Origin of the sequence: Streptomyces sp. NPDC047108 (assembly GCF_040643575.1) — a bacterium.
GTDB lineage: Bacteria > Actinomycetota > Actinomycetes > Streptomycetales > Streptomycetaceae > Streptomyces.
In genome coordinates this window covers 1,079,031-1,096,833 of sequence record NZ_JBEYUP010000001.1, presented here as the reverse complement: position 1 = coordinate 1,096,833, position 17,803 = coordinate 1,079,031, and the positions used below count along the sequence as shown (strand labels likewise).

The window sequence follows — 17,803 nt, the reverse complement described above, 5'->3', positions numbered from 1 at the left end:
AGCGTCGGAGCAGGGCCCCACGGAGGCGATGCTTTCCGCTTCCGTGGGCCCCACCACCTCGGCCGCACCTGGCCCCGCGTCCTTGGGCTGGGGCGCGGCCCTGGCCGCATCGGCGTTCTGGGCGCACCGCCGCCTGCGTACCCGCCGAACAGCGGCACGAGGGACAGCGAGGCATCGGTCAGGGTCAGGGAGGCTGCCGCCCGGCGCTTCAGCCCCTGACGCCGCGCAGAGCCATCGCGACAGCGGCCTCGGTGATCTGTCCCGGCTCCTCGGCCGCGCCGATCTCGATACGGCGCACCGCGGCGTCGACGACGCCCTGCAGCAGCATCGCCGCGAGCCGCGGCTGCTCGTGGCCCAGGGCTCCGAGCGCCTCGACGATCATGGCGATGAGGCCGCCGTGGGCGGCGCGGATCTTCTCGCGCGCACCGGCGTCCAGCTCCCCCGCCGAGATCGCCACGACGGCCCGGTGCCGCCGGTCACCGACGAGGGCGAGCTGCTGCCGCACATACGCCTCGACCTTGTCCTCAGGTGTCTCGGCACGCTCCATGGCGGCCTCGACCTCCGCAGCCCAGACGGGGAAGTCGACGGCGCACAGCTCCTCGACCACCGCGGCGCGGGACCGGAAGTACTCGTAGACGGAGGAGCGCGCGAGCCCCGTGCGCTCGGCGAGTGCGGGGAAGGTCAGGGCTTCCGTGCCGCCTTCGGACAGGAGGGATCGGGCAGCGTCCAGCAGGGCGTTGCGCTGCATGGTCCGGTGCTCGGCCACGGAGGCCGCTCGAATCCTTGGCACGCCTCCACTGTACGGAGGAGGTGTCCGCCGTCGCACTCCCCACGACGACATCGCGACACCGGGAAGGGACGATTCAGCAGATTCAGCGGCCGACGTCAGCGAGTTTCGCCCGGAGCTGGAGCACCGACTTGGTGTGGATCTGACTCACCCTGCTTTCGGTGACGCCCAGAACCTGGCCGATTTCGGCGAGCGTGAGGCCCTCGTAGTAGTAGAGGGTCACGACCGTCTTCTCGCGCTCCGGCAGGGTGTTGATGGCCCGGGCGAGCAGCCGGCGCAACTCGCGGTCCTCCGCGACCTCCACCGGATTGTCGGCGGCGGTGTCCTCCAGGGTGTCCATCAGACTGAGGCGGTCGCCGCCCTCGCCGCCGACGTGCAGGAGTTCCTCGAGGGCCACCACGTTGGCCAGGGACAACTGGCTGAAGACGTTGTGCAGTTCGTCGAGCCCGATATCCATCTCCTCGGCCACTTCGGCCTCGGACGGGCTCCTTCGGAGCTTCGCTTCGAGGGTGGCGTAGGCCCGCTCCACCGCGCGGGCCTTCTGCCGGACCGAGCGGGGGATCCAGTCGAGGGCGCGCAGTTCGTCGATCATCGCCCCGCGGATCCGGGTGATCGCATACGTCTCGAATTTGATCGAACGCTCGGGATCGAACTTCTCGATGGCGTCGATGAGCCCGAAGACTCCGGAGGAAACGAAGTCCGCCTGCTCGACGTTGGGCGGCAGGCCGACGCTGACCCGGCCCGCCACGTACTTGACCAGCGGGGAGTAGTGGAGAATGAGCTGCTCCCGCAGCCGGCCGTCAGACGTGGCTTTGTACGACCGCCACAGTTCGTCGAGCGACGAGGGTGCGGCCGGGCGCACGCTGCCGCGGGCGGCGGGCGGCACCGCCGCGCGGTCAGACCCGGAGGTGTGCTGGGGCATTCGTCGCCTTGAGCTGTTCTGCCGTCACCGGGGTGAGGACGTCTGTCGTGGTCGGAACGCTTGTGAGCGTAGCGTGACTGACCTGTCGCAGCGTGCGAACGCTCCAGGCTCGCGCTGGGGCAGATACGTTCCGCGTGCCGCTCTGCAGGGTTACGACACCCCCGGTGCTCAGCGGTCGTGAACGGAACACAAAGTCGGCTGTTGCGGTCATCGGCCCAACCCTGTCACCCGAACGTCGCAGGTCAAGGACCGCCTCGCGGTTCACATCGGGAGGCCGGTGAATTCTGTGCCAACTGCCAAAGTTCGCCGTGCCGTTCGACGAACCCCAGTGACTGAAGTTCGTACAGTTTTGCCAACGCCTCGTCAATTCCCGTACCCGCATCTCGCGCGAGCCGCCGCGTGTCCCGGCTCGCTCGGGCGGGCAGGGCATCGAGCACCCTGGCGGAGGCGGGGTCCAGCAGATCGCGCGCCACCACCGGCCCTTGGCGCTCGGGGGCCAGTTCCCCGATACGCCCGATGAGTTCGTTGACCTCCGCGGCGTCGGTGACGAGGGCGGCCTCGCCGCGCAGCAGTTCGTGGACCCCGGCCGAGAGGCCCGACGTCACGGGCCCTGGTACGCCCATGACCACCCGCCCCAGTTCCTGCGCGCGGCGGGCGGTGACCAGCGACCCGCTGCGGTACTCCGCCTCCACCACCACGGTGCCCCGGGTCAACGCGGCGATGACGCGGTTGCGCATCACGAACCGGCTGCGTGTGGGATGACCCGTGGGTGGCAACTCGGCCATCAGCAGGCCGCGTTCGGCGATGCGTGCGATCAACTCGGTGTGTCCGCGGGGATAGGCGACGTCCACACCGCAGGCGAGTACGCCCATGGTCGCGCCGTCCACGGCGAGTGCGCCGCGATGGGCGGCACCGTCGACCCCGTAGGCCGCTCCGGACACCACGACCCAGCCGCTCTCCGCGAGCCCGGCCCCGAGGGCGGTGGCGACGTGGGCGCCGTAGTCGGTGCAGGCCCGTGCGCCGACGACGGCGACGGACCGCAGCGCCCACTTGCGCAGGGATGGCCGCCCCCGCAGCCAGAGCCCGATCGGACGGGCATCCCCGAGGTCGTCGAGCTGCCGGGGCCACTCGGCGTCCCCGGGGCAGACGAGGCGGCCGCCCACGGCATCCGCCGCGGCGAGGTCCGCGGCGGGGTCGAGCCCGGCCGCACGGATGCGGTACCCAGCCATCCGCCGCGCGCTGACGGCCTTCCCCGCGACGGCGGGGAGCAGGGGCTCGTCTCTGCCGGTGAGCAGCCGCATCAGCGCGACCGGGCCCATGTCCCGCAGCCAGGCCCCGACGACCTCGTCGCCCGGTTCCGCGACTCTGCTGAGCGCGGCCCGCGCCAGCCGCTCCTGGTCCGTGCAGGTCCGGGCCTCCGGCCCGGGCACGCGGCCCGCCTCGGGCGCTGACCCCGCCCCGGGAACGCTCCGCGTCATGCTTCCGGCACTCATCGAGAGCCCCCCGCGACGGCCGCTGCCCGCTCGACACCGGTCCGCAGCTGGAGCGCGAGGAGCACGTCCTGCGCCTCGGGACGGTCCCGTCCCGAGAGGTCGGCGGCAGTCCAGGCCACACGCAGCACCCGGTCCATGCCCCGGGCCGTCAGCATGCCCCGCTCCATGTCGCGCTCGGCCTCCAGCATGGCGCCCGGCGCCGGGCGCCAACGGGTGCGCAGTTCATGTCCGGGAACCTCGCCGTTGAGGCGCCAGGGGGTGCCGCGCATCCGTGCGGCGGCCCGCTCGCGCGCGACCCGCACCCGGGCGCCGACGATCTCGCTGGATTCACCGCCTCCCGCCGCACCGACCAGCTCGGCCCGCCCGACGGCCTCGACCCCGACCCGCAGATCCACCCGGTCCATCAGGGGCCCGGACAGCCGTGACCGGTAGCGGCGGACCGCGGACGGCGAGCACTCACAGCCCGTACGGACCGTGTGGCGCCCGCACGGGCACGGATTCGCGGCGAGCACGAGGAGGAACCGGGCGGGCAGGCGCACCACCCCGGCGCTACGGGCGACGATCACATGTCCGGACTCCAGCGGCTGGCGCAACGCGTCCAGGACCCGGCTGCTGAACTCGGGGGCCTCGTCCAGGAAGAGAACACCCCGGTGCGCCAGTGAGACGGCGCCGGGCCGGGGCAGGCCGTTCCCGCCCCCGACGAGGGACGGCATGGTGGCCGAGTGGTGCGGGGCACAGTAGGGCACCGCCTCGACCATCGGCCTGCCGGGCGGGAGCAGCCCGGCCACCGAGTGCACCGCCGTGACTTCCAGGGACTCCTCGCGGGTCAGCGGTGGCAGGATGCCGGGCAGCCGCTCGGCCAGCATGGTCTTGCCCGCACCCGGCGGCCCCTTGAGAAAGATGTGGTGGCCCCCGGCGGCCGCGATCTCCAGGGCCAGGCGCGGGCCCGCCTGCCCCGCGACGTCCGCAAGGTCCGGCTCCGACACCGCCTCGGAGCGCAGAAACCCTGCCCCCATCCCGGCACCGGGCACGGTGAGGCCCGCGAGCATCGGGTCCGGCCTGCCGTCGTCCCGGAACTCCTCCTCCTCGGGGACCGGCTCGTCGGTCAGGACCGCGATGAGCTGGCGCAGGCTGCGCACGCCGAGCACCGAGACACCCGGGACGAGCGCCGCCTCCGCCGCCGCCCGCTCGGGGACGACCACCTGGCGGTAGCCCGCCTCCGCGGCCGCCAGGACGGCGGGAAGCACCCCGCGCACGGGCCGCACCCGTCCGTCGAGACCCAGCTCGCCGATCATCACCAGATCGGTGAGCTCCCGTGGGTCGATCCGTTCGGCGGCCCCGAGCACGGCGCAGGCGACCGCCAGATCGAACCCGCTGCCCCCCTTGGGCACCGAGGCCGGGCTCAGCCCCACCGTGAGCTTCTTCTGCGGCCAGCCCACCCCGGAATTGACCACCGCGGCCCGGACACGGTCACGGCTCTCCACCAGGCTCTTGTCGGGCAGGCCCACCAGCGTGAAGGCGGCCACGCCCGGTTCGAGGTCCGCCTGGACCTCGACCACCACGCCCTCGACCCCCACCAGCGCGACCGAGCAGGTACGAGCGAACGCCATCACGCCACCCCCTGTACGTGCTCCACGACCGGGGCGCCGCGCCGCGGCAGCAGCACACCGACGAGATCGATCCGCACCCCGCCCTCGGGCAGTCCGTCGTGCCGTGGCAGCCAGCGGTCGGCGAGCCACCGCTCCGCCAGTCGTCTCAGCCGTTCGGCCTTGCGCGGAGTGACGGCCGCCATCGGATGCTCATAGGCACCCGCCCGGCGCGTCTTGACCTCGCACACCACGACCGCGTCGCCGTGCGCGGCCACGATGTCGATCTCACCGGCCCTGCAGCGCCAATTGCGCTCCAGAACCGTCATCCCGCTCTCGGCCAGCGTGCGGACCGCCACGTCTTCCCCGTAGCGGCCCAGCGCTCCTCGCGCGTTCATCGGCCCCACCTCCGTCACCGACAGTGACGGATCGAGCGGGTTTCAGGGGATCATGGTCGAGATCGGTGGACAGCCCGCGGATTGTGGATATCCCGGCCACTCGATGGGGTGATGCGGGGGCACGGCGACGCGGATGCGCGGGCAAGCGGGGACACGCGCGCGGTGAGACGGCGCGGCCCTCCCGGAACCCGATGGCGCCCTGTGCGGAGAGGCGAAGGAGACCCGGTGACGCGTTTACTCGTTGAAGCCGGACTCCCCGGACGGCAGCTCGAGGTCGTTCTTGTTGAGCTCCTCGATGTTCACGTCCTTGAACGTGAGCACCCGGACCTGCTTGACGAACCGCGCCGGCCGGTACATGTCCCACACCCACGCGTCGGCCATGGAGACCTCGAAGAACACCTCACCCTGGACCGAGTGCACCTGCATCTCGTAATCGTTCGTGAGGTAGAAGCGACGCTCCGTCTCGATCACGTATTTGAACAGCCCGACGACGTCGCGGTACTCCCGGTAGAGCTTCAGCTCCATCTCGGTCTCGTACTTCTCGAGGTCCTCGGCGCTCATGGCATGTTCCCCTTCAGCCGTGCGTCCCCCTATTGTGCGTCAGACGCGCGGGCGCTAGACGACTTCCGCCGCCAGGATCACCGGTGTGCGCGGAGGACCCTCGGCGAACAGGGTCCGCAGCAGCCCGGCGAGCCTGGTCGGATACACCGTCTCACGCGTCGCCGACAGCTCCTCGTACGTCCACCATCGCAGGCCCGTGACGCTGCGCCGTTCCAGGTCGGTCTGCCCGCTCGTCTCGGTCCGTGTCTGCTCGGTGCGGGCCAGGTAGTACCACTCGTCCTGGTCCCAGCGCCGCCCGTCGAACGGGAAGGAGCAGCGGCGCCGCCACAGCACGGGACCGAGCCGGACGTCCGTGATCCCGGTCTCCTCGGCGAGTTCCCGCCGGGCCGCCTGCTCCCGGGTCTCGCCATCCTCCAGGCCACCGCCCGGGGTGAACCACCAGGTCGACGCCGGGTCGGCGGGCTCGAAGCCGTGCAGCAGCAGGATCCGGTCGTCGGGGTCGAGCAGGACGACCCGCGCGACCCTGCGCACACCGGCCGGAACGTAATCCTCCTCGGACACGGCGGCCTCAGGCCGCCCGGACGCGGGCGCGCGCCTTCCGGCCCGAGCGCCGGGCCAGGGGTCCGTACGCCGCGCCGCCCAGGATCAGCACCGCGCCGGCCACCACGGCCAGGAAGATCGGCCTCAGCGGCCCGGGCTCGGAGATCCCGCCGGGCAGGTCCGCGAACGGTGTGGCCTCGCCGATCGTCCCGAAGCCGTCCAGCGGCCACGCCGTCCCTTCCACGCGGGCGCTGACCGCTCCGCGGGGCACCGACCCGTGGTCGCTGTCGGCCATGTGGACCCGGGAGTCCTGGGACGTGCTGCGGTGGTCGCCGAGCAGGAAGAGGTTGCCCTTGGGTACTGAGGTGTCGAAGTCGGACGGCGAGGCCGGTTCGCCCTCGGGCAGGTACGACTCGGTGACGGGCTTGCCGTTCACCGTCAGCCTGCCCTGCTTGTCGCAGCAGGCGACCTTGTCCCCGCCGACACCGACCACGCGCTTGACCATGGGCATGTCGCCCCAGACGGCGTCCTTGAAGACGACGACGTCGCCGCGCCGGACCTCGTCGCCGTCGATGCGCTGTGCGAGGACCCGGGCGCCGGTGTCCACGGTGGGCGCCATGGAGTCCGTGGGCACCGTGTAGGGCTGGTAGAGGACCGCACCGAGGACGAACCCGCCGAGGAAGAGCACACAGCCGACGGCCACCGCCAGACCGGACAGCTTGCTGCCCAGCCGGCCGTGGCCGTCGTTCGTACCACCGGTACGTACCGCTGCGCTCATCCCAGCTCCTCGTGGTGCGTCGAAGATCTGGGCGGCACCCTACCCGGCGGTACCCCCGGCAGTCAGCCGCCTGCGGCGCCAGAGCACCAGCGGGACCGCACCGGCGAGCCCGAGCGCGCCCGGGGCCACGGCACCGGCCGCGCTCGCCGCCTGCTGGGCGCCCAGGCCCGGCTGGTCGAAGGTGCTCGGCACGGGCAGGGTGCCCCATCGGTTCAACGGCCAGGCCACGACGATCGCCCGGCCGACCACGTCGTCCTCGGCGACCGTGCCCTTGCCCGGGAGGTTCTGGTGGTAGCGCGAGTCCAGGGAGTTCTGGCGGTTGTCGCCCATCACCCAGATCCGGCCCTCCGGCACCTTCACCGGACCGAACGGCTTGTCCCCGCAGGGCGAGCTGCCCGGCCGCAGGTACGGCTCGTCCAGTTCCTTGCCGTTGACCTCGACCTTCTGGTTGCCGCCCTTGCACTCGACGGTGTCGCCGCCGACCGCGATGACGCGCTTGATCAGGTCCTTCTCCTCGGAGGAGGGCATCAGGCCGATGAAGCTCAGCACGTTCTGGATGCCCTCGGCCACCGGGCCCGCATCGGACTGCGGCACCTCGCCGAGCCAGCCGCCCGGGTCGTGGAAGACGACGACCTCGCCGCGCTCGGGCTCCGAGCCGAACCACGGGGTCAGCTTGTCGACGAGCACCCGGTCCCCGCGCTGCAGCGTGTCCTGCATCGAGTCCGAGGGGATCGAGAACGCCTGCACCAGGAACGTCTTGATCAGGAGGGCGAGCAGCAGGGCGATGCCGATGAGAATCGGCAATTCCCTCCAGAAGGAGCGTTGCTTGCCCCTCTGCTGCTTCACGCGGCCGTCGTCCTCCTTCGCCGCGGGTGGATCAGCGAGCTCTTCGCGCCGCTCTTCCGGCTGGTTCTCGGGCTCTTCGTGACCGGATCGTGCGCCGACCGCCAAATCCCCCACATCCACTCCTCACTCCGCGCTGCCGCCTGCCCCATGCACGGTGCAGGCCCACCACTCCCATAACGAGCGGGAGTTCCGCAGGGCTCGGGAGACGGGGCGCCACTTGCACGTCCGGGGACTTCAGGGACCCTTCGGGTCCCGACGACAGCCTAGAGGCAGCGGAGGCCCCGGCCGTCGAGGCAGCGCCCGAGTCGGGCACGGAGGCGTACGTGCCCGGTTCCTCGAGTCGTCGCCAGTGGCCGAGCGGCCAGGCGATGACCTGGGCCCTGCCGACGACAAGATCCTCGGAGACCGTACCGCTCCCGGGCTCGTTCAGGTGGAAGCGGGAGTCGGCGGAGTTCTCCCGGTGGTCGCCCATCACGAAGATCCGCCCCGGCGGGACGGTCACCGAGAACTTCATCTCGGACGGGGCGTTCCCGGGATGGAGATACGGCTCGTTGAGCGGCGTGCCGTTGACGGTCACCCGCCCGTCCTTGCCGCAGCACTTCACGGTGTCCCCGCCGACGGCGACGACGCGCTTGATCAGGTCCTGCTCGTCCTCCGACGGCAGCAGGCCGATGAAGGTCAGGAACTCCTTGACCTGCTTGACGACGACCGGGTCGTCCTTGGGCGGCTTCTGCTCCTTCTCCAGCCACCCGCCCGGGTCCTTGAAGACCACGACGTCCCCGCGCTCGGGCTTGGACCCGAACCACGGTGTGAGTTTGTCGACCAGTACGCGGTCGCCGATCCGGATGGTCTGCTCCATCGAGCCGGACGGGATGACGAAGGCCTGGACGAGGAACGTCTTGAGCACCAGCGCGATGAGCAGGGCGACCCCTATGAGGATCGGCACCTCGCGCACGGCTTTGGTCCGGCGGCGCCGCTTGATGCGCTTCGCGGCCTTGCGGCGCTCGGCCCGCCCTGGCGTCAGCCTGCCGGTGGTCGGGCGCGTGCCGGTGGGCAGCCGCGTGTCGTGGCGGTGGAGCCCGTGCTTCGGCCGGCCTCGTTTACCCATGCCCGCGCCCGTGGTCCAGCTCGGTCCAGCGGTTCTGGGGCCAGCCGATCCAGTCCGCCCTGCCGATGACCCGGTCCACGGGAACCATGCCACCGCCCGGCTCCCCGAGGTGGTCGCGGGAGTCCCGGGAGTCGCTGCGGTGATCCCCCATCATCCACAGCTTGCCCTCGGGCACCACGATGTCGAAGGGCACCTGGGACGGGGCGTCCCCGGGATGGAGGTACGCCTCCTCGACGGCCTCGCCGTTCACTGTGATCCTCCCCCGCTTGTCGCAGCAGGTGACCCGGTCACCGCCGACGCCGACCACGCGCTTGACGAAGTCGGTCTCGGCCGGTTCGGCAAGGCCCACCGCGGCCGCCCCCTCCCGCAGCAGTCCGGTCACCGGGTCCCCGGCCGTTCCGCCGCGGACGAACGAGTCGGTGCCGTCGAACACCACCACTTCGCCCCGCCGCGGCTCATCACCGAAACGGTACGCCAGCTTGTTCACGAACACCCGGTCCCCGGCCCTCAGCGTCGGCTCCATCGATCCGCTGGGGATCAGGAACGGCTGGATCACGAAGGCACTGAACAGTCCGACCAGGACCGCACAGACGCCCGTCAGCACAGCGGCGCGGCGCCATGGGCCACGCCGTCCGGGCCAGGAGAGCCGTTCCCTCCCCGGAGCCTCCCTTCGCGGAAGTTCCCCTCCCCGAATACGCAGGGAGCGCGACCGGTGTTCATGCCCCACATCGGGGGCGGAAGAGCGGTCGCGCTCCGAGGGCTGCGTGTCGGTGTCCATCGGGCCAGAGCCTATCCGGCCGGGCCGGGACACCCGGCGAGAACTCAGTTCTCGCGCTTCTCCTTGATCTTCGCGGCCTTGCCGCGCAGCTCACGGAGGTAGTAGAGCTTGGCACGGCGCACGTCACCGCGGGTGACGACCTCGATCTTCTCGACGATCGGGGTGTGCACCGGGAAGGTGCGCTCGACGCCGACGCTGAAGCTCACCTTGCGGACCGTGAAGGTCTCGCGGACGCCGGCGCCCTGGCGGCGGATGACGACACCCTTGAACTGCTGGACACGGGAGCGGTTGCCCTCGATGACGCGAACGTGGACGTTCACGGTGTCGCCGGGGCGGAAGGCGGGGACGTCGCTGCGCAGCGAGGCCGCGTCGACGGTGTCGAGAAGGTGAGACATGGTCGTCTGCTTTCCTCGCCGATGCCACAGGTCATCGGCGGTACGTCGTGATGAGTTGAAGGAGCCGCGCCGTCGGGCGGGCGTCGTTCCCCCTGTGGCAGGGGACGCGCACCGGACGCACACAGCAGCGGCTTATTCTTCCACGTCACCCTGCGGCCGCCAAAATCGGCCCTCGGGGTCCTCGGTCCAGCCCAGCTCGGCGAGGGTCGTACGGTCGTGCTTGTCCAGGGCCGCCGGGTCGCAACGCTCCAGCAGCTCGGGCCGGTTGGCGGTCGTACGGCGGATCGCCTCGTCGCGCCGCCAGCGGGCGATCCGGCCGTGATGACCGCTGAGAAGGACCTCGGGGATGCCGCGGTCGCGCCACTCGGGGGGCTTGGTGTAGACGGGGCCCTCCAGCAGGTTCTCCATCGCGCCGGGGGCGAAGGAGTCGTCCTGGTGGGACGCGGCGTTGCCCAGCACGCCGGGCAGCAGCCGGGCGACCGCCTCGGTGATCACCAGGACCGCGGCCTCGCCGCCCGCCAGCACGTAGTCGCCGATGGAGACCTCGTGCACCTCCAGCCGCTCGCGGTACTCGTCGATCACACGCCGGTCGATGCCTTCGTAGCGGGCGGGCGCGAAGACCAGCCAGGGGCGCTCGGCGAGTTCGACGGCGAGGGCCTGCGTGAACGGGCGGCCGCTCGGCGTGGGGACGACGAGCGTGGGCCGTACGCCGTCGGAACCCGACGCGATCACCTCGTCCAGCGCCTCGCCCCACGGCTCGGGCTTCATGACCATGCCGGGCCCGCCCCCGTACGGGGTGTCGTCGACGGTGTTGTGCCGGTCATGGGTGAATGCGCGCAGGTCGTGGATGTGCACGTCGAGCTGCCCGCGGTGGCGCGCCTTCCCGACCAGGGAGACGTTCAGCGGCTCCAGGTACTCCGGGAAGATCGTGACGACATCGAGCCTCATGCCGTCCCGCCCTCGTCGAGGAGGCCCGGCGGCGGGTCGATGACCGCCTTCTGCTCCTCCAGGTCGATGTCCGGCACGATCTCGCCCACGAACGGCACCATGACCTCGCTGCCGTCGGGGCGCCGGACGATCAGCAGGTCGTGGTAAGGGAGATGGCTGATCTCGGTGATCCGCCCGACCTCGGTGCCGTCCACCGTCACCACGTCGAGGTCGATGAGCTGGTGGTCGTAGAACTCCTCGGGATCCTCGGGGGTCTCCTCCGGGTCCACCTCCGCGATGAGCAGGGTGTTCCGCAGGGCCTCTGCGCCCGAGCGGTCGCGCACTCCCTCGAAGCGCAGCAGCAGCCGCCCGCTGTGGACGCGGCCGCTCTCGATCGTCAGCGGGCCCGTCGAGGCGGGATCCGTCGCCAGGACGGCACCGGGCCCGAGCCGCAGCTCGGGCTCGTCGGTGCGCACCTCCACGGTGACCTCGCCCTTGATGCCGTGGGCGCGGCCGATCCGCGCGACTACCAACTGCACTGCTGCTGCTCCTCTGTGCGGCTCCGGGTCGCCCGCTTGCGGCGGAGGCGGTCCCTCGCCGTCGAGGCTCCGGGTGGAGGTGGACGGTTGCCGCGGCCGCTGTCGTGAACGGCCGCTGCCGACAAAGGCCGGGGAGGGCCAGGCCCTCCCCGGCCTCAGCCGGTGTTCTGTGCGCGTTTCAGCGGACGTGGTCCACGTCGACGAGGTCGACCCGGACTCCACGGCCCCCGATGGCGCCGACGACGGTGCGCAGAGCGCGCGCGGTGCGGCCGTTGCGGCCGATCACCTTGCCGAGGTCGTCGGGGTGGACCCGGACCTCCAGTACGCGCCCCCGCCGCAGGTTGCGCGAAGCGACCTGCACGTCCTCAGGGTTGTCGACGATGCCCTTGACCAGGTGCTCGAGGGCCTCCTCGAGCATCCTCAGGCCTCGGTCGACGCGGTGGAGTCAGCGGACTCGGCCGCCTCGTCCGCCTTCTTCTCGGCCTTCTTCGCCTTCGGGGTGATGGCCTCACCCTTCGGCTCGTCGCCGGTCTCCTTGGCGGCGGCCTCGAAGAGCGCGCGCTTGTCGGCCTTCGGCTCGGCGACCTTCATCGGCTCCGGGGCGGGCAGGCCCTTGAACTTCTGCCAGTCGCCGGTGACCTTGAGGATGGCCATGACGGGCTCGGTCGGCTGCGCGCCGACACCCAGCCAGTACTGGACACGCTCGGTGTCGACCTCGATGCGCGAGGGGTTCTGCACCGGGTGGTACAGACCGATCTCCTCGATGGCCCGGCCGTCACGGCGGGTACGGGAGTCGGCGACGATGATGCGGTAGTGCGGCGACCGGATCTTGCCCAGGCGCTTCAGCTTGATCTTGACTGCCACGGGTGTGGTGTCTCCTGCTCTACGACGTGTTTGAACGCGACGGCTTCCACGTGGGGTTGTGGGATCCGGGCGCCCGATGGACGCGTCAGCCGAGGGAGAGAGGGGTCCGATCCGGCTGTCGAGTACTCAGCGGACCATTGTGCCACACCGCGGACAGGCCGCCGTACGCCCCCGGGTGACCGCGAACGGTCACTGCGGGGCCGTACGACGCTGCGCCGTCTAGGCGGCCGCGGCCGTCTCGGGGATCCGGAAGGGCTTGCCGCACCCGCCGCAGACGATGGGCGCCTGGGCGAGGACGGACGGAACGACCCGCACATTCCTCCCGCAGTCGCAGACCGCCTTGACGCGCACGCCGCCGCCGGAGGAGCCGTGCCGGGCGGCAGGGCCCCGGAAGCTGCGGGTGGTGTCCGCCGTCGTGGCGACCGAGTGCGCCTTGAGGGCGCGCTGCAGCCGCTCGATGGTGGTGCGGTAGCGCTTCTTCGCGTCGGGGCTGAGGACGACCAGCGAGAAGCCGCTGCTCGCATGCGGCTCGTCGGGATGGTCGAGCCCGAGCTCCTCGGCGATCGCGAGGAATCTGCGGTTGTGGTAGCGGCCGGCCCGCGAGGTGTCACGAACGCCGCGCGAGGCGGCGATGCCGTGGACGGCTTCGTGGAGCAGCCGTTCGAAGGAGAGTTCCGCGCCGCAGGCGGACGAGGATTCTCCGATCAGCGATTCCGGTGCGGCGAGATCCGGCAGCTCGGGGTGGTGCCGTTGAATGTCGGCCCACGCCTGCGCCAGTTCCGCGGCGAGAACAGGTGGTGTCGTGCTCACGTCGTAAGAACGATCCGAGGTGCCCTGGTGTTCCGATTCCGGGCCATCCCAAATATTTTGCACGTACCAGTCAGTTTCAGCTCATGCGCCGTGACGAGGGCAGGATCCGTCGATCTGTGGAGGAGCGGCGCAGCTCCTGCCAAGCCGGTGTGTACCGGCCCGTACGCCCCAGCGCGTAGAAAATCTGCGACACCGGGGCGCTTCCTGCCCGGGACATGGAGGCCCCGCGCCCGCCGGGCGGGGCGATCAGTAGGAGCGGGCGACGACGGCCAACGTACCGGGGGCGTCGTCGGAGGCCGGGACCGACCCGTCCTCCCCCACCAGGCAGCGGACCGTGACCGCCTGCTCGGCCAGCTTCGCCTCGCCCTGCTCGCCGAGCACGGCCCACGGGATCCGGGCCCAGCCGCCCGCCAGCGCCGCCTCGCGGGCCTCCTCGACGTCTGCCACGTCGGTGGTGCGCGTCTCGCGGCGCTCGCGGGACTGGCGCAGGAGCAGAGCCTGGTCGTCCTCGAGGTACTTCGGCAGCAGGGTGTCCAGGGCCTCGGTCCGCATCGGTTCCTTGCCGCCCGGGATACGGCGGGCGACCATCGCCGTGCCGTTCTCCAGGTCGCGCGGGCCGACCTCGATCCGGATCGGTACGCCCTTGAGCTCCCAGTCGACGGCGCGGCGGCCGAAGGGGGTGTCGGTGCGGTCGTCGACCTGGACGCGGAGCCCGGCGGCGGAGAGCCGGTCGCCGATCTCCCGGACCGCGGCGATCACCGCGTCGTCCCCCTTGATGGCGAGGACCACGACCTGGACGGGGGCCAGGCGCGGCGGTACGCGCAGGCCGTTGTCGTCGCCGTGCACCATCACCAGGGCCCCGATCATGCGGGTCGTGCTGCCCCAGGAGGTCTGCCAGACCAGTTCCTGCCGGCCGTCCTTGGAGAGGTACTGGGTGTTGAAGGCCTTGGCGAAGTTCTGCCCCAGCTCATGGCTGGTGCCCAGCTGCAGCGCCTTGCCGTCGCCCATCATGCCCTCGAGCGTGAGGGTGTTGATGGCGCCCGCGAAGCGCTCCTTGGCGGTCTTCCGGCCGAGGACCACGTCCATGGCGAGGACGTTCTCCATGAAGTCGCCGTAGACGTGCCGGTGGATGCGGGCCGCGTAGTCCCGGGCCTCCTCATAGGTGGCGTGCGCGGTGTGGCCCTCCTGCCAGAGGAACTCCGAGGTGCGGAGGAACAGCCGGGGCCGCATCTCCCAGCGGACCACGTTGGCCCACTGGTTGATGAGCAGGGGCAGGTCGCGGTAGCTCTGCACCCACTTCGAGAAGTACTCGTTGATGATCGTCTCGGAGGTGGGCCGGACGACGACCGGCTCCTCCAGCTCCTTGCCGCCGCCGTGGGTGACGACGGCCAGTTCGGGGGCGAAGCCCTCGACGTGCTCGGCCTCCCTGGTCAGGTAGGACTGCGGGATGAAGAGGGGGAAGTACGCGTTCTGCGCACCCGCCTCCTTGATCCGGCGGTCCATGTCCTGCTGCATGTGCTCCCACAGGCCGTAGCCGTACGGCCGGATGACCATGGTGCCGCGCACCGGGCCGTTGTCGGCCAGCTCGGCCTTGTTGATCAGGTCCTGGTACCAGCGCGGGAAATCCTCCGCCTGGGGGGTGAGCACGGGAGCTTTTGCCATGGCGGAGATGGTACGGGGGTGTCACCCTGAAATGTGAATCGGAGGGTGCACGGGCTGACACGGGGGGCGCACGCAGGGTGCACGCAAGCACCCTCGCACAACCCCTGGACTCCGGGACGGATCGGCAGTTACCTGGCATCGGGGATCCCTGGCTCCCCGGGCCGCGGCCCGGGACCTTCGCCGGGGAATTCGGCTGAATGCACACGCTTCACGGGGGCGGATCAGGCGCAGGACGGCAACGGCTCTCGGCGGATTGGGGCGCATCGATGACACCCACGCTCGTGTCGCAGCACCACCTTCACCCCGCTTCCCCTCCCGGACTCCCGGGCTCCGCGCGAGCCCGGGACTGGGCGGAGATCCAGGAACGCATGCTGGTGCCGCTGTACGAGGCGGTGTACGAACGCCTGGAGGTCGGCCCGGCCACCCGCATGCTGGGCCTGGGCTGCGGCTCAGGACTGGCCCTGCTCATGGCGTCCGTACGCGGTGCGAGCGTCGCCGGGACCGACGCCCATCCGGAGCGGCTGGCCCTGGCACGGGAGCGCCTGCTCCCGGACGGGGGCGGGCCGGGCGGCCAGGCCCCCGCCCGCCTGCTGGGCGGCGCTCCGGACGAGGTCGCCGACCCCGCCGGCGCCCGGTTCAACCTGGTGACCGCCTTCGACCCGCACGCGTACGCCGGGGGCGATCTGGTGGTCGCGCTGGCGGAGGCCGCCGCGGCCGCGGAGCCCGGCACGGCGGTCGCGCTGGCCGGCTGGGGCCCCGCCGAGCGGTGCGCCACGGCGTCGGTGCTGCGCATCGCGTCCCGGCTCGCCGAACCGCTGCCCGCGCCCGGTGGCGGCCGGCAGCCGGGCGGCCGGGACGATCTGGAAGAGATGGCGCACCGGGCGGGACTGCGGCCGGACGGCTCGGGCCGGGTGGCCTGCCCGTTCGGGTACGCCGACATGGACAGCGCGGTACGGGGCCTGCTGTCGACCGGGCTGTTCGACGCGGCCGCCGAGGCCACGGACCAGGCGCAGGTCGAGAAGGAGCTGACCGAGGCCCTGCATCCGTACGCCCGCCCCGACGGCACGGTGCGGATGCCGAACGTCTTCCGCTATCTCATCGCCCGCGTCTGACGCGCCGGCGGGTGCGCCGCCCACGACGACGGCCGCGGCCGGGAACGGATCTCCCGGCCGCGGCCGTGTCGCGTCGTCAGATGCGCGTGAACGCGCCGCGGTGTGGGCCTACTTGTCCCCGGGCGGGAGCATGTCCCGGAATTCCTTGGGGAGTTCGAAGGAGCTCGCGTCCTCCCCCGCGCCGGGAAGGCCGAACGCCCCGCCCTGCTGGCTGCCCGCGCCCGCGGCCTTGCGCTGCGCCGCGGCCTGCTCCTCGGCCTTGCGCTTCATCGGGTTGCCACTGCGCTGTTTGCCCTTGGCCTGCTTCTGCTTCTTCTTCTGCCGGCCGGGGCCACCGCCCATGCCCGGCATCCCGGGCATCCCGGGCATGCCGCCGCCCTGGGCCATGCGCGACATCATCTTGCGGGCCTCGAAGAACCGCTCCACCAGGTTCTTCACGGCGCTGACGTCGACACCGGAACCACGGGCGATACGGGCGCGGCGCGAGCCGTTGATGATGTGCGGGTCATGGCGCTCGCCGGGCGTCATCGACTTGATGATCGCCGCGGTGCGGTCCACGTCCCGCTCGTCGAGGTTGTTGATCTGGTCCTTCATCTGGCCCATGCCGGGGAGCATGCCGAGAAGCTTGGAGATGGAGCCCATCTTGCGGACCTGCTCCATCTGGGCCAGGAAGTCGTCGAGCGTGAACTCCTTGGGTCCCTTCGCCAGCTTGGCGGCCATCTTCTCGGCCTCTTGCTGGCTGAAGGTCTGCTCGGCCTTCTCGATGAGGCTGAGCATGTCGCCCATGCCGAGGATGCGGGACGCCATGCGGTCCGGGTGGAACGCGTCGAAGTCGTCCAGCTTCTCGCCGTTGGAGGCGAACATGATCTGGCGGCCGGTGACGTGCGCGATGGACAGCGCGGCACCACCGCGGGCGTCGCCGTCGAGCTTGGAGAGCACGACGCCGTCGAAGCCGACGCCGTCGCGGAAGGCCTCGGCGGTGTTGACCGCGTCCTGACCGATCATCGCGTCGACGACGAAGAGGATCTCGTCCGGGCCGACCGCGTCACGGATGTCCGCGGCCTGCTGCATCATCTCGGCGTCGACACCGAGGCGGCCCGCGGTGTCGACGATCACCACGTCGTGCTGCTTGGAGCGGGCGAACTCGATGGAGTCCTTGGCGACCTGGACCGGGTCGCCCACGCCGTTGCCCGGCTCCGGGGCGAACACGGCGACCCCGGCGCGCTCGCCCACGACGCCGAGCTGGTTCACCGCGTTGGGGCGCTGGAGGTCGGCGGCGACGAGTACCGGGGTGTGGCCCTGCCCCTTCAGCCAGCGGCCCAGCTTTCCGGCGAGGGTGGTCTTACCGGCACCCTGCAGACCGGCGAGCATGATCACCGTCGGAGGCTGCTTGGCGAACCGCAGGCGGCGGGCCTCGCCGCCGAGGATGCCGATGAGCTCCTCGTTGACGATCTTGATGACCTGCTGGGCGGGGTTCAGCGCCTGGGAGACCTCGGCGCCGGTCGCGCGCTCCTTGATCTGCTTGATGAAGGACCGCACCACGGGCAGCGCGACGTCCGCCTCGAGCAGCGCGATACGGATCTCCCGCGCCGTGGCGTCGATGTCCGCCTCGGAGAGGCGGCCCTTGCCCCGGAGGTTCTTGAACGTCGCTGCGAGGCGGTCGGAAAGAGTGTCGAACACGGCGGTCGCGAATCCTC

Annotated in this window: 20 protein-coding genes; 1 reads left to right on the top strand and 19 read right to left on the bottom strand. The window is 71.3% G+C overall.

Going from position 1 to position 17,803, the window contains the following annotated elements:
• Nucleotides 1-208: 208 nt before the first annotated feature.
• The 18 genes from ABZ822_RS04820 to proS all read right to left on the bottom strand — a co-directional run bounded on the left by ABZ822_RS04820 (nucleotide 209) and on the right by proS (nucleotide 14,994).
• A complete protein-coding gene (locus ABZ822_RS04820) occupies nucleotides 209-766 on the bottom strand; it encodes a helix-turn-helix domain-containing protein (protein WP_360847086.1) in 558 nt (185 codons plus the stop codon).
• A gap of 106 nt (nucleotides 767-872) precedes the next feature.
• Complete coding sequence (gene whiG / locus ABZ822_RS04815; RefSeq protein ID WP_360846729.1) at nucleotides 873-1,709, bottom strand: RNA polymerase sigma factor WhiG; 837 nt, start codon at nucleotides 1,707-1,709, stop codon at nucleotides 873-875.
• 242 nt (nucleotides 1,710-1,951) lie between these two features.
• A complete protein-coding gene (dprA, locus tag ABZ822_RS04810) occupies nucleotides 1,952-3,187 on the bottom strand; it encodes a DNA-processing protein DprA (protein WP_360846727.1) in 1,236 nt (411 codons plus the stop codon).
• Nucleotides 3,188-3,198: 11 nt separating this feature from the next.
• Nucleotides 3,199-4,812 carry a YifB family Mg chelatase-like AAA ATPase gene (locus ABZ822_RS04805; RefSeq protein WP_360846724.1) on the bottom strand — a complete coding sequence of 538 codons (1,614 nt, stop codon included), beginning with the start codon at nucleotides 4,810-4,812 and terminating at the stop codon, nucleotides 3,199-3,201.
• Nucleotides 4,812-5,186, bottom strand: a complete 375-nt coding sequence (locus ABZ822_RS04800) for a YraN family protein (protein WP_360846722.1) — start codon at nucleotides 5,184-5,186, stop codon at nucleotides 4,812-4,814. The genes ABZ822_RS04805 and ABZ822_RS04800 overlap by 1 nt, the downstream gene beginning before the upstream one ends.
• A 234-nt stretch (nucleotides 5,187-5,420) precedes the next feature.
• Nucleotides 5,421-5,747 carry a DUF2469 domain-containing protein gene (locus ABZ822_RS04795; protein WP_360846720.1) on the bottom strand — a complete coding sequence of 109 codons (327 nt, stop codon included), beginning with the start codon at nucleotides 5,745-5,747 and terminating at the stop codon, nucleotides 5,421-5,423.
• 54 nt (nucleotides 5,748-5,801) lie between these two features.
• Nucleotides 5,802-6,308, bottom strand: a complete 507-nt coding sequence (locus tag ABZ822_RS04790; protein ID WP_360846718.1) for an NUDIX hydrolase — start codon at nucleotides 6,306-6,308, stop codon at nucleotides 5,802-5,804.
• A gap of 7 nt (nucleotides 6,309-6,315) precedes the next feature.
• On the bottom strand, nucleotides 6,316-7,065 hold the full coding sequence (gene lepB, locus ABZ822_RS04785) for a signal peptidase I (RefSeq protein ID WP_360846716.1): 750 nt from the start codon (nucleotides 7,063-7,065) through the stop codon (nucleotides 6,316-6,318).
• A gap of 39 nt (nucleotides 7,066-7,104) precedes the next feature.
• On the bottom strand, nucleotides 7,105-8,016 hold the full coding sequence (gene lepB / locus ABZ822_RS04780) for a signal peptidase I (RefSeq protein WP_360847083.1): 912 nt from the start codon (nucleotides 8,014-8,016) through the stop codon (nucleotides 7,105-7,107).
• The gene (gene lepB, locus ABZ822_RS04775) at nucleotides 7,943-9,019 is read right to left on the bottom strand and encodes a signal peptidase I (protein WP_360846714.1); all 1,077 of its coding nucleotides are present in this window, start codon (nucleotides 9,017-9,019) and stop codon (nucleotides 7,943-7,945) included. The genes lepB (ABZ822_RS04780) and lepB (ABZ822_RS04775) overlap by 74 nt, the downstream gene beginning before the upstream one ends.
• Nucleotides 9,012-9,797: a signal peptidase I gene (gene lepB, locus ABZ822_RS04770; RefSeq protein ID WP_360846712.1), complete on the bottom strand. Its 786-nt coding sequence runs from the start codon at nucleotides 9,795-9,797 to the stop codon at nucleotides 9,012-9,014. Before lepB (ABZ822_RS04770) ends, lepB (ABZ822_RS04775) begins: the two co-directional genes overlap by 8 nt.
• A 44-nt stretch (nucleotides 9,798-9,841) precedes the next feature.
• Nucleotides 9,842-10,192: a 50S ribosomal protein L19 gene (gene rplS / locus ABZ822_RS04765; RefSeq protein ID WP_360846709.1), complete on the bottom strand. Its 351-nt coding sequence runs from the start codon at nucleotides 10,190-10,192 to the stop codon at nucleotides 9,842-9,844.
• A 132-nt stretch (nucleotides 10,193-10,324) separates the two neighbouring features.
• Nucleotides 10,325-11,140: a tRNA (guanosine(37)-N1)-methyltransferase TrmD gene (trmD, locus tag ABZ822_RS04760; RefSeq protein ID WP_360846707.1), complete on the bottom strand. Its 816-nt coding sequence runs from the start codon at nucleotides 11,138-11,140 to the stop codon at nucleotides 10,325-10,327.
• Nucleotides 11,137-11,658, bottom strand: a complete 522-nt coding sequence (gene rimM, locus ABZ822_RS04755) for a ribosome maturation factor RimM (RefSeq protein WP_360846705.1) — start codon at nucleotides 11,656-11,658, stop codon at nucleotides 11,137-11,139. The genes trmD and rimM overlap by 4 nt, the downstream gene beginning before the upstream one ends.
• 178 nt (nucleotides 11,659-11,836) lie before the next feature.
• Nucleotides 11,837-12,076, bottom strand: coding sequence for an RNA-binding protein (locus ABZ822_RS04750; protein ID WP_360846703.1), 240 nt, complete (start codon nucleotides 12,074-12,076; stop codon nucleotides 11,837-11,839).
• A gap of 2 nt (nucleotides 12,077-12,078) precedes the next feature.
• Nucleotides 12,079-12,522, bottom strand: coding sequence for a 30S ribosomal protein S16 (gene rpsP / locus ABZ822_RS04745; protein ID WP_360846701.1), 444 nt, complete (start codon nucleotides 12,520-12,522; stop codon nucleotides 12,079-12,081).
• A 219-nt stretch (nucleotides 12,523-12,741) separates the two neighbouring features.
• Nucleotides 12,742-13,332 (bottom strand): hypothetical protein, encoded by a 591-nt coding sequence (locus tag ABZ822_RS04740; RefSeq protein ID WP_360846699.1) that lies wholly within the window; start codon nucleotides 13,330-13,332, stop codon nucleotides 12,742-12,744.
• A gap of 246 nt (nucleotides 13,333-13,578) precedes the next feature.
• Nucleotides 13,579-14,994: a proline--tRNA ligase gene (gene proS, locus ABZ822_RS04735; protein ID WP_360846697.1), complete on the bottom strand. Its 1,416-nt coding sequence runs from the start codon at nucleotides 14,992-14,994 to the stop codon at nucleotides 13,579-13,581.
• 266 nt (nucleotides 14,995-15,260) lie between these two features.
• On the opposite strand from proS, the gene ABZ822_RS04730 reads away from it, so the two are divergent.
• Nucleotides 15,261-16,106 carry an SAM-dependent methyltransferase gene (locus tag ABZ822_RS04730; protein WP_360846694.1) on the top strand — a complete coding sequence of 282 codons (846 nt, stop codon included), beginning with the start codon at nucleotides 15,261-15,263 and terminating at the stop codon, nucleotides 16,104-16,106.
• A gap of 108 nt (nucleotides 16,107-16,214) precedes the next feature.
• Here the strand turns inward: ABZ822_RS04730 and ffh are convergent, their stop codons facing one another.
• Nucleotides 16,215-17,786, bottom strand: coding sequence for a signal recognition particle protein (ffh, locus tag ABZ822_RS04725; RefSeq protein ID WP_360846692.1), 1,572 nt, complete (start codon nucleotides 17,784-17,786; stop codon nucleotides 16,215-16,217).
• Between the last annotated feature and the right edge of the window lie 17 nt (nucleotides 17,787-17,803).